Origin of the sequence: Streptomyces sp. NPDC057743, from assembly GCF_042798755.1 — a bacterium.
Classification (GTDB): Bacteria; Actinomycetota; Actinomycetes; order Streptomycetales; family Streptomycetaceae; genus Streptomyces.
In genome coordinates this window covers 196,159-211,155 of sequence record NZ_JBHVJX010000016.1, presented here as the reverse complement: position 1 = coordinate 211,155, position 14,997 = coordinate 196,159, and the positions used below count along the sequence as shown (strand labels likewise).

Annotated in this window: 11 protein-coding genes; 5 read left to right on the top strand and 6 right to left on the bottom strand. The window is 70.4% G+C overall.

The features are described from left to right. Nucleotides 1-694 precede the first annotated feature (694 nt). Nucleotides 695-3,295 (bottom strand): ABC transporter permease/substrate binding protein, encoded by a 2,601-nt coding sequence (locus ACFVFQ_RS20470; protein ID WP_383417960.1) that lies wholly within the window; start codon nucleotides 3,293-3,295, stop codon nucleotides 695-697. Further along, nucleotides 3,288-4,442 (bottom strand): glycine betaine/L-proline ABC transporter ATP-binding protein, encoded by a 1,155-nt coding sequence (locus ACFVFQ_RS20465; protein WP_383417957.1) that lies wholly within the window; start codon nucleotides 4,440-4,442, stop codon nucleotides 3,288-3,290. The genes ACFVFQ_RS20470 and ACFVFQ_RS20465 overlap by 8 nt, the downstream gene beginning before the upstream one ends. A 227-nt stretch (nucleotides 4,443-4,669) precedes the next feature. On the opposite strand from ACFVFQ_RS20465, the gene ACFVFQ_RS20460 reads away from it, so the two are divergent. After that, nucleotides 4,670-5,584 carry a 5'-3' exonuclease H3TH domain-containing protein gene (locus tag ACFVFQ_RS20460; protein WP_383417980.1) on the top strand — a complete coding sequence of 305 codons (915 nt, stop codon included), beginning with the start codon at nucleotides 4,670-4,672 and terminating at the stop codon, nucleotides 5,582-5,584. An 80-nt stretch (nucleotides 5,585-5,664) separates the two neighbouring features. Then, a complete protein-coding gene (locus ACFVFQ_RS20455; RefSeq protein ID WP_383417954.1) occupies nucleotides 5,665-6,516 on the top strand; it encodes a siderophore-interacting protein in 852 nt (283 codons plus the stop codon). A gap of 205 nt (nucleotides 6,517-6,721) precedes the next feature. Here the strand turns inward: ACFVFQ_RS20455 and ACFVFQ_RS20450 are convergent, their stop codons facing one another. Next, complete coding sequence (locus ACFVFQ_RS20450; protein WP_383417951.1) at nucleotides 6,722-7,366, bottom strand: MerR family transcriptional regulator; 645 nt, start codon at nucleotides 7,364-7,366, stop codon at nucleotides 6,722-6,724. Between the two features lie 144 nt (nucleotides 7,367-7,510). Between ACFVFQ_RS20450 and ACFVFQ_RS20445 the strand changes: the two genes are divergently transcribed. From ACFVFQ_RS20445 to ACFVFQ_RS20435, 3 genes are all read left to right on the top strand, one after another. Then, nucleotides 7,511-8,443, top strand: a complete 933-nt coding sequence (locus ACFVFQ_RS20445; RefSeq protein ID WP_383417948.1) for a hypothetical protein — start codon at nucleotides 7,511-7,513, stop codon at nucleotides 8,441-8,443. 101 nt (nucleotides 8,444-8,544) lie between these two features. Then, a complete protein-coding gene (locus tag ACFVFQ_RS20440) occupies nucleotides 8,545-8,922 on the top strand; it encodes a nuclear transport factor 2 family protein (RefSeq protein ID WP_383417946.1) in 378 nt (125 codons plus the stop codon). A gap of 552 nt (nucleotides 8,923-9,474) precedes the next feature. Then, the gene (locus tag ACFVFQ_RS20435; protein WP_383417943.1) at nucleotides 9,475-10,587 is read left to right on the top strand and encodes an LLM class flavin-dependent oxidoreductase; all 1,113 of its coding nucleotides are present in this window, start codon (nucleotides 9,475-9,477) and stop codon (nucleotides 10,585-10,587) included. A 69-nt stretch (nucleotides 10,588-10,656) separates the two neighbouring features. Here the strand turns inward: ACFVFQ_RS20435 and ACFVFQ_RS20430 are convergent, their stop codons facing one another. From ACFVFQ_RS20430 to tatA, 3 genes are all read right to left on the bottom strand, one after another. Beyond that, the gene (locus ACFVFQ_RS20430) at nucleotides 10,657-13,473 is read right to left on the bottom strand and encodes a DEAD/DEAH box helicase (protein WP_383417940.1); all 2,817 of its coding nucleotides are present in this window, start codon (nucleotides 13,471-13,473) and stop codon (nucleotides 10,657-10,659) included. A gap of 180 nt (nucleotides 13,474-13,653) precedes the next feature. Continuing rightward, a complete protein-coding gene (gene tatC / locus ACFVFQ_RS20425) occupies nucleotides 13,654-14,607 on the bottom strand; it encodes a twin-arginine translocase subunit TatC (RefSeq protein ID WP_383417937.1) in 954 nt (317 codons plus the stop codon). Nucleotides 14,608-14,669: 62 nt separating this feature from the next. Further along, nucleotides 14,670-14,969, bottom strand: a complete 300-nt coding sequence (gene tatA, locus ACFVFQ_RS20420; protein ID WP_383417934.1) for a Sec-independent protein translocase subunit TatA — start codon at nucleotides 14,967-14,969, stop codon at nucleotides 14,670-14,672. Nucleotides 14,970-14,997 lie beyond the last annotated feature (28 nt).

Below are 14,997 nucleotides of genomic sequence, written 5' to 3'. Positions count from 1 at the left end.
ACCCTCCCCGCACCGATCGGACGTGTCGTCACATCCAACCGGTGCAAGGTCGGTCGACACCAACCCGGTGATCGTTTCCGGTCACAGCACTAGCGCCTTGAGGCTCAACGCCCCACGTTGTTGGCTTTCCCGCCGTGCGGGTTGCTGTTTGCGCCTTGCGGCGCGGGCCTTTCCGCTGCGCGGGGCGGGGCGACTTGGGTCCGCTGCGCGGGGCTTTTGGGGTGCGGTGACGGTCCTCCGGGGTGGGGTGTTCGGACTGCTTCGCTTTACGTCCGAACACCCCACCCCTCCGGCCCGTCCCCTCCCGTTGAGGGTGGGTGAAAACGGTGGTTGCCATGTCCTGCCGGTGGGCCAACTCGGGCCGGTGGGTTGAGTGGTGACCGTCAGCGGACGAGGACGACGCGTGAGTCTGCGTGGTGACCGTAAGAGGACAGGCGGCCCCAGCCACACCAGACGACGGCCGTCAGGGGACCACAAGGACCAGCCCCAACTCACCTGTTTTTCCACCCACCCAACGGGAGGGGACGGGTCGGAGGGGGCGGTAGGCCAGACGTAAAGCGAAGCAGTCTGGCCTACCGCCCCCGGAGGCCCGTCACCGCACCCAACAGCCCCGCGCAGCGGACCAGCACCGCCCGCGCCGCAAGGCGCAAACAACAGCAACCCGCACGGCGGGAGAGCCGACAACGTGGGAGGGTTACTTCAGGGGCGCCATCTGATCAACAACCCCCGGATGCTGGTCGATCCACTTCTCGACGCCCTTGTCCTCGTTCCCCTTCCCCGCGTCCTGGATGTCCTTCTCCAGGCTGCCGAGCTCGTCGGGCGTCATCTTCCAGTTCTTCAACCAGCCGTAGAACTCCGGGAACTTCTTCGGGAAGCTCTTGTTGCCGAGCGTCTTGATCTGGTTGTTGGCGCCCCACGTGCCCTTGGGGTCGGCCAGCTTGGTGAGCTGGTACTTGCTGTAGGCCCAGTGCGGCGACCACAGCACGACCGCGACCGGCTCGTGGTTGTGGTAGGCCCGGTCCAGTTCGGCGAGCATCGCGCTGGTGCCGGCCGAGGTGACCTCGAAGTCGTCCAGGCCGTAGGCGGGCAGCACGGTGCTCTTCAGGCGCTGCATCTCACCGGTGCCCGGCTCGATCCCGATGATCTTGCCCTTGAACTCGTCCTTGTGCGCCCGCAGATCGTCCATGGACTTGACGTCCTTGACGTACGACGGGACGGCGATCTCCAGCGAGGTCTTGTCGTACCAGGCGCCGACGTCGACCAGATCGTTCTTGTACTTGTCCCAGTACTGTTTCTGGGCGACCGGTAGCCAACCGTCGGTCTCCACGTCGATCTGGCCGGTGGACAGTCCGGTCCACATCGGGCCGACGTCGAGGTTGCGCAGGTTGGGCTTGTAGCCGCGCTTCTCCAGGACGTTCTTCCAGAGGTAGGCGGTGGCGATGCCCTCGTCCCACGCCGGGTAGCCGATGTTGGGGGACTTGCCGGCGTCCGCGCCCTTGGCGTAGGTGGCGTGCGCGGACGGCGCGATCTTCTCGACGAGACCGGGGTGCTGCTTCAGCCAGCTGCGGACCCCGTCCTGCTCGTGGCCCTCACCGGCCGTCTTGATGGCGTTCTCCAGGCTGGTGAGCTGCTTCTCGTCGAGGTGGAAGTTCTTCATCCACTTCGCGACCTCGGGCATGTCCTTGCCGAAGCCCTTGCGGCCCAGCATGTGCAGGCCGTCGCCCGAACCGAAGGCGCCCTTGGGGTCCTTGAGCTTGGTGAGCTGGTACTTGTCGTAGGCCCAGTGCGGGGACCACAGGGTGACCGCGATCGGCTTCTTGTTGTGGATGGCCCGGTCGAGCTCGCTGAGCATGGAGGCGGTGCTGGACTCCTGCACCTTGTACTCGCCGCCCAGCCCGTAGGCGCCCAGGACCTTGTCCTTGAGGATCTTCATCTCGCCGGCGCCCGGCTCGATGCCGGTGATCTTGCCGCCGAACTCGGCGCTCTTGCCCTTGAGGTCGTCGAGGGTCTTGACGTCCTTGACGTAGGACGGGACCGCGATCTCCAGCGAGGTCTTGTCGTACCAGGTACCGAGGTCCTCCAGCTGGTCCTTGTACTCCTTCCAGTACTCGGCGTGGGTGACCGGCAGCCAGGCGTTGGTCTGCACGTCGATGTCGCCGCGGGCCTGGCCGGCGAAGAGCGGGCCGGCCTCCAGCGCCTGGACCTTGGGCTTGTAGCCGCGCTCCTCCAGGATCTCCTTCCAGAGGTACGTGGTGGCCTTGCCCTCGTCCCAGTTGACGTAGCCCAGGGTGATCGGCTTGCCGTTGCCGCCGGACGCGCCGGAGCCGTTGTTGTTCAGGTAGCTCATCCCGCCGGCCAGCAGCGCCAGCACGACGACGCCGGCCATGGCGAGGGAGGTCGCGGGCCGCCACTGGAGGAACTTCCAACCGCCCAGCGCCGCCTGCGCCTTGGCCAGCGCCCGCCGGCCGAGCGGGGAGACCCGCTGGTTGAGCGCGCCGGTCATCCGGTCCAGGTACATGGCGAGGATGACCACCGCGAGGCCGGCCTCGGCACCCAGGGCGACGTTGACCGAGCTGATCGCGTTGTAGACGGAGGCGCCGAGGCCGCCGCCGCCGACCATGCCGGCGATCACGACCATGGACAGCGCGAGCATGATGACCTGGTTGATACCGGCCATGATCGTCGGCAGCGCGAGCGGGAGCTGGACCCGCAGCAGGGTGCGCCGCGGGTGGGTGCCGAACGCCTCGGCCGCCTCGACCAGTTCCTCGTCGACCTGCCGGATGCCGAGCTCGGTCATCCGCACCGCGGGCGGCATGGAGAAGACGATGGTGGCGACGATGCCGGGGACGACGCCGAGGCCGAAGAAGAGGATGCCGGGGATCAGGTAGACCATCGCCGGCATCGTCTGCATCAGGTCCAACACCGGGCGCAGGATGCCGCCGACGACCCGGCTGCGGGCCGCCCAGATGCCCAGCGGCACCGCGACCACGACGGTGATCAGGCAGGCCACCAGGACCAGCGAGAGCGACTCGACGGTCGGGCCCCACTGTTGGATGGAGTCGATCAGCGCGAAGCCGAGGAAGGTGAGGACCGCGGCCGGCAGGCCGCGCAGCCACCAGGCGAGCACCGCCAGGATGCCGGCGAGGACCAGCGGTTCGGGGGCCGCGAGGACGGTGTGGATGGCGTTGTAGAGGCCGTTCAGCACCGTGGTGATGAGCTGGAACAGCCAGTCGAGGTTGTCGCGCAGCCAGTTGACGGCGGCGTTGGCCCAGCTGCCGATCTGGATCCTAGGCATCGGCGGTCACCGTGCCCTCGGTCTTGTCGGTGGCGCCCGGTTCGTCGGCCGGTGCGGGCGCGGTCGGCGCCGCGCTCTGGTGGCTCGGCTCGCCCAGGACGGCGAGCAGCCGCTCCGCGGTGACCGCGCCGGCCAACTCGCCGCGCTCGTCGGTGACCGCGACCGGTACGGCGCTGGTCGAGCAGGCGGTGAACAGGTCGGCGAGCGGGGTGTCCACGCCGACGGTGGCGGGCGCGGCGGCCCGGAACGCGGCGGCGGTGGCCAGCTCGGTCCCGCCCGGGGTGGCGTCGCCCAGCACCGAGTCGATGTCCGTCATCACCGCGCCGGCGGTCAACACCCGGCTGCGGTCGACGTCTTGGATGAAGGAGGCGACATAGTCGTTGGCGGGCCGGACAAGAATGTCCTCGGCGCTGCCGGTCTGGACGATCCGGCCGTCGCGCATCACGGCGATCTGGTCGCCGAGCCGCATCGCCTCGTTGAGGTCGTGGGTGATGAAGACGATGGTCTTCTTCAGCGTCTTCTGCAGCTCCAGCAGCTGGTCCTGCATGTCGCGGCGGATCAGCGGGTCGAGCGCGCTGAAGGACTCGTCCATCAGCAGCAGATCGGCGTCGGTGGCCAGCGCGCGGGCCAGGCCGACGCGCTGCTGCATGCCGCCGGAGAGCTCGTCCGGCCAGGACTTCTCCCAGCCCTTGAGCCCGGCGAGCTCCAGCGCCTCGGTGGCGCGCTGTTCCCGCTCGGCGCGCGCCACGCCCTGGACCTCCAGGCCGTAGGCGGCGTTCTCCAGCACGCTGCGGTGCGGGAAGAGCGCGAAGTGCTGGAAGACCATGGATATCTTCCGGGAGCGGACGGCGCGCAGTTCCTTGGGCTTGAGCGAGGTGAGGTCCTGGCCGTCGAAGCGGACGGTGCCCGCGGTCGGCTCCAGCAGGCCGTTGAGCATGCGCAGCAGCGTGGACTTGCCGGACCCGGACAGACCCATGACGACGAAGATCTGGCCCTCGTCCACCTCGATGGAGGCGTCGATCACCGCGGCGGTGGTGCCATCGGCCCGCAGCTCGTCCCGGCCGGCACCGGCCTCAAGCTTGCGCACCGCGTCCTCGGGTCGTCTGCCGAACACCTTGTACAAGTGCTCGGCTTGCAGCCTGGACACATATACCTCTCTTGTCGCACGAGAAACGACCTGCCACCCCCGCTGGCAGGTCGTGGTGCGGGACGAGTTCGGCTCGTCTTCACCGGCGAGCTGTTGAAACCGCAACCGGGTCCGCTCCGGCTGCGCGCCTGCCCGGCTTTATCCGGCTCAAACACAACGGTGAGTTACCTCACATCGGGGCGACGTTTGGGGCATACGGCATCATGCGGTGTGTGACTCGACGCCTCATGCTCCTCGACACCGCCTCTCTGTACTTCCGCGCCTATTTCGGGGTACCGGAATCAGTCAAAGCCCCGGACGGCACCCCCGTGAACGCGGTGCGCGGGCTGCTGGACTTCATCGCCCGGCTCGTCCAGGACCACCACCCCGACGACCTGGTCGCGTGCATGGACGCCGACTGGCGCCCCCAGTGGCGGGTCGACCTGATCCCCTCCTACAAGGCACACCGGGTCGCCGAGGAGGCCCCCGCGGGATCACCCGCGCCCGACGAGGAGGAGATCCCGGACACCCTCTCCCCGCAGGTCCCGGTGATCGAGGAGGTGTTGGACGCCCTCGGCATCGCCCGGATCGGCGCCGCCGGCTACGAGGCCGACGACGTCATCGGCACCCTCACGGCGCGGGCGAAGGGCCCAGTCGACATCGTCACCGGCGACCGCGACCTCTTCCAGCTCGTCGACGACGCCCGCGGCATCCGCGTGCTGTACCCGCTCAAGGGCGTCGGCACCCTCCAACTCACCGACGGGGCGCTGCTGCGCGAGAAGTACGGGGTGGACGGCCCCGGTTACGCGGATCTGGCGCTGCTGCGCGGCGACCCCAGCGACGGCCTGCCGGGCGTGCCGGGCGTCGGCGAAAAGACCGCCGCGAAGCTGCTGGCCGCCTACGGCGACCTGGCCGGCATCATCGCCGCCGCCGAGGACCCGACCTCGAAGATCACCCCGGCCCAGCGCAAGCGGCTCACCGAGGCGCGGCCCTACCTCGCCGTCGCGCCCAAGGTCGTCCGGGTGGCCACCGACGTCCCGATCCCGGACGGCGAGATCGCGCTGCCCATCGAACCGGCCGATCCGGAACGACTGGAGGCGCTGGCCGCCCAGTGGGGGCTGGGTGGCGCATTGCAGCGTTTGTTGGGCGCGCTCCGGCCGTGAACTGTTAGGTTAGGTAAACCTAATAAGCGGGGTCGCTCCTCGGGCGCGCCCCGCCCCGACCACGTCAGGGGAGTAAAGCCGTGGCAGCTCAGCGACCGGCCCGCAGCACGCCCACACTGCACCGCGCCCGGGTGCGGCGCACCGAGCGGCTCACCCCGCACATGGTGCGCGTGGTCCTGGGCGGCGAGGGTCTGGCGGCCTTCGACGCCGGCGAATTCACCGACCACTACGTCAAGTTGGTCTTCCCGCTGCCGGACGTCAGCTACCCCGAGCCGTTCGACATGGCGCACATCCGGGCCGAGCTGCCGCGCGACCAGTGGCCCCGGACGCGCACCTACACCGTGCGCGCCTGGGACCCGCAGACCCGCGAGCTGACCGTGGACTTCGTCGTGCACGGCGCGCGCGGACTGGCCGGCCCGTGGGCGGCGGCCGCCCAGCCGGGCGACGAGATCATGTTCCTCGGCCCGGGCGGCGCCTACGCCCCCGACCCGACCGCCGACTGGCACCTGCTGGCCGGCGACGAGAGCGCCCTGCCGGCCATCGCCGCCGCGCTGAGCCGGATGCCGGCGGGCGCGGTGGTGCACGCCTTCATCGAGGTCGCCGGCCCCGAGGAGCGACAGGAGCTCGCCGCCCCGCCCGGCGCGGAGATCACCTGGGTGTACCGCGACGCCGCCCCGGTCGGCCGCCAACTCGTCCGCTTCGTAAGGGACTTGACCTTCCCGCCGGGCCGGCTCCAGGCGTTCGTGCACGGCGAGGCGGGCTTCGTCAAGGAGCTGCGCCGCCTGCTCCGCGTCGAACACGCCATCGCGCGCGAGGCGTTGTCGATCTCCGGCTACTGGCGCACCGGCCACGACGAGGACGGCTGGCAGGCCGGCAAGCGCGACTGGAACGCCCAGGTCGAGGCCGAACAGGAGGCCGCGACTGCGGCCTGATGCCCCACGTTGTCGGCTGTCCCGCCGCGCGGGTTGCTGTCTTTGCGCCTACGGCGCGGGCCGGTTCGCTGCGCGGGGCGGCACGACTCGCTGCGCGGGGCGGCATGGCCTTTGCGGAGCGGTCCGCCTAGGAGAAGGCCACCTAGGCGGGGTCCGTTGATGAGCGGACCGCCGACGAGCGGTCCACTCCGCCCCGCCCGGCGCCCTAGCCCGTCGCCTCCCCTTCCCCGCCCTCGAAGCGCCGCGCCGAGCGGTCCACGTGCGCCAGCCGGCGCATCGCGCTGAGCACCGCGCCCCCGAGGACGGCACCCACCACCACGCTCTCGACCAGCCCCTCGACCTCCGTGGTGCGCCCCACGTAGGCGAGGTCGGCGTCGGCGATCCGCTCGCAGGCGTCGGCGTAGTCGTCGAGCACCTCCATGAACGCGCCCTGCCCGAGGCCCTGGAAGGCGGCCAGCGCCACCGCCATCGCCTCGGCGGCCGGATGGTCCTCCTCGGCCCGCCACCCGCGCCGACGGATCAACTCACCCACCGCCTCCCGGGCTTCGGGCAACCCCTCCGAACCAGACGCCGGCCGCGGGGTGATCGCGTCGTGCGCGGCACCGAGCACGTTGTGCACCGACTCCCCGGGCGCCTCCACCACCGTCAGCACCTCGCGCACCGTCGCGACCGAGAGCCCGCCGACGTCGATCAGCCCGCGGATCAGTCGCAGCCGGCGCACATGAGAGTCGTCGTAGCTGGCCTGGTTCGGGCTGGTGAGCCGCCCCGCGGGCAACAACCCCTCCCGGACATAGAACTTGATCGTCGGGACCGCCACGCCCGTCGTCCGGCTCAGCTCGCCGATGCGCATCTGACGCCCTCTCCCACGGAGCCGCTCCGCGGACCCGTCATTCCGAACCTCCCGGGCGCCCCCGCACTCACCCGGCCTTGCCAATTGCCTCCCCGTGTTCCGCGCTCTCCACCGACGCGCTATCCATTGGGGGGTCCCAAGCCCATGCCTGAACCCACGTCCATGTCCATGTCCAACTACCGCTCCCTGCTTGCCTTTTCCTGGGCGATGGTCGCGTTGGCCGTCGTCTCCGCGGTCGGGTTGCTCGTCGACGACCGGGTCCTGCTCGGCGCGCCGATCTGGCTCAAGCCGCTGAAGTTCTCGGTGTCGCTCGCCGCCTACGGGCTGACGCTGGCCTGGATGCTGTCCCGCCGTTCCGGCCCGAGCCGCACCGCCACCTGGGCCGCCCGCACCGTCGTGGCCACCGCACTGATCGAGATGGTGATCATCGTCGGCCAGACCGTGCGCGGCCGCCCCAGCCACTTCGACGTCGCGACCCCGCTGGACCGCACGCTGTTCCGCACGATGGGCGGCAGCATCGCCGTCCTGTGGATCGCCACCCTGGTCATCGCCATCCTGCTGTTCCGAACCCAACTCGGGGACCGGGCCACGACTTGGGCGATCCGGCTCGGCGCGGCGATCGCCCTGGTCGGGCTGGCGCTCGGCGGCCTGATGCTGCTGCCCACCCCGGAGCAGCACGCCCAACAGGCCGCGGGCCTGCTCCCCACCGCCATCGGCGCACACAGCGTCGGCGTCCCCGACGGTGGCCCGACCCTGCCGCTCACCGGCTGGAGCGCCACCGGCGGCGATCTGCGCATCCCGCACTTCGTCGGCATGCACGCCCTCCAGGCCCTCCCGCTCTTCCTCTACGGCATCGAGGCGCTGGCCCGCCGCCGCCCTCGCCTGCGCGACGAACGGGTGCGTTCGCTGCGCTTGGCTGGCTTCCCACGTTGTCGGCTGTCCCGCCGTGGCGCCTGCGGCGGGCGTCGCCGCTGCGCGGGGCTGTCGGCTGCGGTGACGGGCCTCCGGGGGCGGTATGCCAGACTGCTTCGCTTTACGTCTGGCATACCGCCCCCTCCGACCCGTCCCCTCCCGTGAGTGGGTGGAAAAACAGGTGAGTTGGGGCTGATCCGGGATGGTCCACCGTGGTCGGCGGCCCGCGGGACAAACGCACGCGCAACGGCTGGTATTACTGGGGCATGCAGGAAGAGACGGCACGCTCCGCGATCGACACGTTCATCTCCGCGTTCAACGCCTCGGACGACAGCTATGTGACTGCCCTGCTCTCCCAGGCCCTGACCTCAGACGTGGTCTTCTGGGGGCCGTTGGGTCGCAGCGAAGGAATCGAGGCGGTCGAGCGGTTCGTGCTGGACCTCCGGCGCCACCCGGCGGGGACCGGCACGATGGTGCGCTGCTCAGCGGTGGACATGCCTCACGAGTGGGCCCGGTACCAGTGGGTCTTCACCACGCCGGACGGAGGCCCCCGCCTGGCGGGAACGGACGTCGTCCATCTGCGGCGGAGCCTCATCGACCAGGTCATCGTCTTTGCGGGGGAAATCGAACCGTCCGCCTCGTGAACTTGTCCCTTTCGCCACTCCGAGGCTGCCCCTCTTACGGTCACCACTCAACCCAACAGCCCAAGTTGACCCACCGACAGGACGTGGCACCCACCCGTTTTTCCCCACCCACCCACGGGAGGGGACGGGCCGGAGGGGGCGGTATGCCAGACGTAAAGCGAAGCAGTCTGGCATAACCCCCCCCGCGGCCCCGCACCCCCACCCCAAAAGCCCCGCCAGCGGCAACAAGCCAGCGCCGCAAGGCGCAAACAACAGCACCCCGCACGGCGGGACAGCCAACAACGTGGGAAGACAAAAGAATTGGTTGACGACAGACACACCCACCTGTTCCACTGACCGCATGCGACCTCAGCAACGGCTGGTCACCCGGGACCACATCGACTTCGGTCGCGTGTGGTCCGCCTCCTGTTGCCACTGACGTCCCCGTGCCGCGCCGGGCGGAGCTCCGCCGGCGCCCACCCGCGCCCCGCCGCCGACGACGGCGCCCCGCGCAGTCATTCACCCCGCACGTCAGTGCGCTCCGCGAACGATGATGGAGACGAGGCCGCACCCATGCCTGTCGAGTTCCTCGGCATAGCCGCCACCAACGACGGCTCCGAAGTCACCCCGCGCTCCGGCGCCTCCTTCGACAAGGAGTACACCCTCAAACTCGCCCGCGCCCACGAGGAGTACGACTGGGACCGGGTCCTGTTCGCCTACGGGTCCGGCTCCCCCGACCCCTCCCCCGCCGCCGCCTACGTCGCGGCCCGCACCGAGCGGCTGCAACTGCTGGTGGCGCACCGCCCCAACGTCTCCTACCCGACGTTCGCCGCGAAGACCTTCGCCACCCTGGACCGGATCAGCGACGGCCGGCTCGCGGTGCACTTCATCACCGGCGGCAACGACCACGAGCAGCGCCGCGAGGGCGACACCCTCACCAAGGACGAGCGCTACGCCCGCACCCGCGAGTACATCCGGATCGTGAAGCGGGCCTGGACCAGCCACGACCCGTTCGACCACGAGGGCACCCACTACCGCTTCCAGGACTTCGTCTCCGACACCTTCCCGGTCCAACAGCCGCACCCGCAGGTGTCGTTCGGCGGCTCGTCCCCCGCGGCGTACGCGGCGGGCGGCGCGGAGGCGGACATCTACTGCCTGTGGGGCGAGCCGCTGGCGCAGACCGCCGAGCAGATCGCCTCGGTCAAGGCGGCGGCCGCGGCCGCCGGCCGCACCGATGTGCCCCGGATCCAGGTGGCCTTCCGCCCGATCATCGCGCCCACCGAGGAGTTGGCCTGGGAGAAGGCGCACCACACCCTGGCCCGGATCAAGGCCCGCAAGGCGGGCGGCGTCCTCAGCCGCCGGCATCCGCTGACGAATCCTCAGAATGCCGGTTCGCAGCGGCTGTTGGCGGTGGCGGCGCAGGGCGAACGGCACGACCGGGCGCTGTGGACGCCGACCGCAGCGGAGACCGGCGGCGCCGGCAACTCCACCGCCCTGGTCGGCACGCCGGAGACCGTCGCCCAGGCGCTGCTGGACTACTACGACCTGGGCGTGACCATCCTCTCCGCCCGCGGCTACGACCTGCTCGACGACGCCATCGACTTCGGTCGGCACGTCATCCCGCTCGTCCGCGAGGGGGTCGCCAAGCGCGACGCGGAGCGGGCCGGGGAACGCGCGGCGTCCTGACGGACGGAAAGGCTCGCTGGGGCCGCGCCACGGAGCGTTCCGCGGCGCGGCCCCGGCGGGGTGGGCCCGTCAGCCCACCGACGAGTACGCCACGACCCCGCGCAGCACCCCGTCCATCGCCTTGCGCGCGGACCGCGCCACCGTGCCCTCGGGCGGGGCCGCCGCCGCGATCTGCCCAAGAACGTCGACCAGTTGCTTGCACCAGCGGACGAAGTCGCCGGCCGGCATGTCCGCCTCGCCGAGCACCTCGTCCAGGCCGAAGCCGGAGGCCCAGCGGTAGGCGGCCCAGGCGAAGCCCAGGTCCGGCTCGCGCTGGCCCACGCCCTCCGCCTGGCTGATCTTGTGTTCCTCCTCCAGGGCGTCCAACCGGCCCCAGATGTGCACCGTCTCGGCCAGCGCGTCCTTCGCCTTGCCGGCCGGCAGCTTGGGCGCCACCGCGTCGTCCGCCTGGCGCGCCTCGTAGACCAGCGCCGAGGCGCAGGCCGCCAACTCCGCCGGGTTCAGGCCCTCCCAGACGCCCTCCCGCAGGCATTCGCTGGCCAGCAGGTCCAGTTCGCCGTAGAGGCGGGCCAGTCGGCGGCCCTCGTCGGTGACGGTGTCGCCTTCGAGGTAGCCCAGCTCGGTCAGCAGCGCGCAGATCCGGTCGAAGGTGCGGGCGATGGTGTTCGTCCGGCCCTCGATCCGGCGCTCCAACTGCCGGGTGTCCCGCTGGAGTCGGTGGTAGCGCTCCGCCCAGCGGGCGTGGTCCTCCCGCTCGTCGCAGCCGTGGCAGGGATGGGCCCGGATCGCCTTGCGCAGCCGGTTGATCTCGCGGTCGTCGGCCGCCTCCGAGCGCGGCTTACGGTGCCGCGAGGGCACCAGGTGGCCGGCCTTGGTGCGCAGCGCGGACGCCAGGTCGCGGCGGGACTGCGGGCTGCGGGCGTTGAAGGTGCGCGGGATCCGCATCCGGTCCAGGGCCGTCACCGGCACCGGGAAGTCGATCGACCCGAGCCGCTTGACCTGCCGCTCGGCGGTCAGCACCAGCGGCCGGGGGCCGTCCTGGGCGTCCAGGCCGCGGTGGCCGTTGGTCCGCCCCGAGGGCATGCCCGGGTCCAACACCAGCGCCAGCCCGGCGTACTTGCCCGTCGGCACGTGGATGACGTCGCCCGGCCGCAGCTTCTCCAGCGCCGCGGCGGCCGCCGCCCTGCGCTGCACCGCGCCCTGCTTGGCGATGTCGTTCTCGCGGTCCTTCAACTCCCGCCGCAGCCGGGAGTATTCCTCGAAGTCGCCGAGGTGGCAGACCATCGCCTCGCGGTAGCCGTCCAGCCCCTCCTCGTTGCGCTGCACCTGGCGGGTGATGCCGACGACCGACTTGTCGGCCTGGAACTGCGCGAACGACATCTCCAGCAGCTCCCGGGAGCGATGCCGCCCGAACTGCGAGACGAGGTTGACCGCCATGTTGTACGACGGCTTGAAGGAGGACCGCAGCGGATACGTCCGGGTGCCGGCGAGACCGGCCAGGGCGCCCGGGTTCATCCCGCGCTGCCACAGCACCACCGCATGGCCCTCGATGTCGATCCCGCGCCGCCCGGCCCGGCCGGTGAGCTGGGTGTACTCGCCGGGCGTGATGTCGGCGTGCTGCTCGCCGTTCCACTTGACCAGCTTCTCCAACACCACCGAACGCGCCGGCATGTTGATGCCCAGCGCCAGCGTCTCGGTCGCGAAGACGGCCTTGACCAGGCCCTTGACGAAGAGCTCCTCGACGACCTCCTTGAAGGTCGGCAGCATCCCGGCGTGGTGCGCCGCGATGCCCCGCTGGAGGCCCTCCAACCACTCGAAGTAGCCGAGGACATGCAGGTCGTCGTCGGGGATGCCGGCCGTGCGGGCCTCGACTATCCGACGGACCTCCTCGCGGGCCTCGGAGTCGTTGAGCCGCAGCCCGGAGTACAGGCACTGCTGGACGGCGGCCTCGCAGCCGGCGCGGCTGAAGATGAAGGTGATCGCCGGCAGCAGGCCCTCGTTGTCGAGCCGGTCGATCACCTCGGGCCGGCTCGGCGTCCAGACCCGGGCACGCTGCCGCCGCTCCCGCTCCCGGTCCGCCTCGCGCAGATTGCGGCCGCGCCGCTTGTCCCGGCCGAACGTCGGCCGGCTGTTCTCCATCCGCGCCAGCCGCTCCAGGTCGGGATTGACCTCCCGGCGGCCGCCGGTGGCCCCGTCCCGCTCCTCGAAGAGGTCGTAGATCCGGCGGCCGGCCAGGACGTGCTGCCACAGCGGCACCGGGCGGTGCTCGGAGACGATCACCTCGGTGTCACCGCGAACGGTGTCCAACCAGTCGCCGAACTCCTCGGCGTTGGAGACCGTCGCCGACAGCGACACCAGCGTCACCGACTCGGGGAGGTGGATGATCACCTCTTCCCAGACCGCGCCCCGGAAGCGGTCGGAGAGGTAGTGCACCTCGTCCATGACCACATAGCCCAGGCCGGTCAGCGACTGCGAGCCGGCGTAGAGCATGTTGCGCAGCACCTCGGTGGTCATCACGATCACCGGGGCCTCGCCGTTGACGCTGTTGTCGCCCGTCAACAGGCCGACCTGGTCTGGCCCGTAGCGCTTGACCAGGTCCTGGAACTTCTGGTTGGACAACGCCTTGATGGGCGTGGTGTAGAAGCATTTTCGGCCCTGCGTAAGGGCCAGGTGGACGGCGAACTCGCCCACGATCGTCTTGCCGGATCCGGTGGGAGCGGCGACCAGCACACCCTTTCCGGACTCCAGGGCCTGACACGCCTCGACCTGGTACGGATCCAGCTCGAAGTCGTACAGCTCTCGGAACGGCGCGAGTGCGGTGGCCTGCTCGGCCGCGCGGAACTTGGCGGCGGCATAGCGCTCAGCAGGGGACATGTCCTCGGTCATCGTGCTTACGAGCCTACCGGCCACCTCTGACAACGACCTGATCTTTCTGCCGACCCGCTCCCCAGCCCCGGTGCAGAGCCGCCCCGCGCATGCCGGCGGCCCCCGGCTCGAAGAGCGCGGGGGCCGCGAATTCCGTTCCGCGGTACGTCACTTCATGTGACGCCCCGCCTACGCGTCACCTCACGTGATGTCGTCGTAACCGCGCCGCTCGCCGTCGGGACGCTCCCCGCCGGCCTGCTCGGGCAGCATCCGGTGGGACTCCACCGGCTCGATCGCGCCGACCTCGGACGGGGTCAGGTCGAGCTCGGATGCCTCGTCGTCGTCGAGGTCCCGGTCCGGGTTGGACCGCCCGCGCCGGCGGTCGTTGAGCAGGCAGATGCCGACCGCGCCGAAGTACAGCGCCACGATCGGGGCGGTCAGCAGCGTCATGGTCAGCGGGTCGCCGCCCGGGGTGGCGACCGCCGCGAAGATCGTGATGCCCAGCACCATGAACCGCCACCAGCTCAGCACGCGCTTGCCGGTGAGCACCCCGCTGAGGTTGAGCAGCACCAGCAACAGCGGGAGTTCGAAGGCGAAGCCGAAGACCAGCACCATCCGCGTGACGATGTCGATGAAGTCGTCGGCCGGGAAGAGGTTGGTCCAGTCCTGGGGCGTCAGCCCGACCAGCGCGCCCGCGGTGGTGGGCAGCACCGCGTAGGCGAGGTAGGCGCCGCCGAGGAAGAGCGGTACGCCGGCCCCGACGAAGCTCAGCGCGTACTTCTTCTCGTGCTTGTGCAGGCCCGGCGCGAGGAACGCCCAGAGCTGGTACAGCCACAGCGGGCTGGAGAGCACCAGACCGACCGTCAGCGACAGCTTGAGCATGATCGTGAACGGTGCGAACAGGCCGTTGGCCGTGATCTGCGCACACGGGTGCGGGTGCGCCGTGACCCCGGCGCCGGCCTTGCAGCCGACGGCGTCGACAACCGGCCCGGTGACGAAGTGGGCTATCGGCTGGTACTGCCACAGGGCGATGACGGTGATCACGAGGATCATCACCACCGACTTCAGCAACCGGTTGCGCAGCTCACGAAGGTGCGCCGCGAGAGGCATCCGCCCCTCGGGGTCCTTGTCCTGCTTGCGGGCAGACTTGAGCAACCCACGTCCTCGTCTCGTGCATCAGCCGCACCGACGGTGTCGGTACGGCCGGATCGGCTCGGTCAGCTCTGGTTGGTGCGGTTCGGCTCGGCCACGGGCCGCGAGCTGGAAACGTCACCAGGCGCAGCCTGAATGGTACGAGGCGCCTGCTGCGCGGCGTCGGCGGGCGTCTGGGACGCGGCGCCACCCTCGGCCGCCTTCTCCGCCTCGCCCTCCTTCTTCATCGCCTTGGCCTCGCTCTTGAGGATGCGGGCCGACTTGCCGAGCGAACGCGCCATGTCCGGCAGCTTCTTCGCGCCGAACAGCAGGAAGATCACGGCGATGATCAGCAGAATCTCGGTGGGCCTCAGGTTGGCTAGCATGTGCGACTACCTTCTCGCCTTGGGCGGC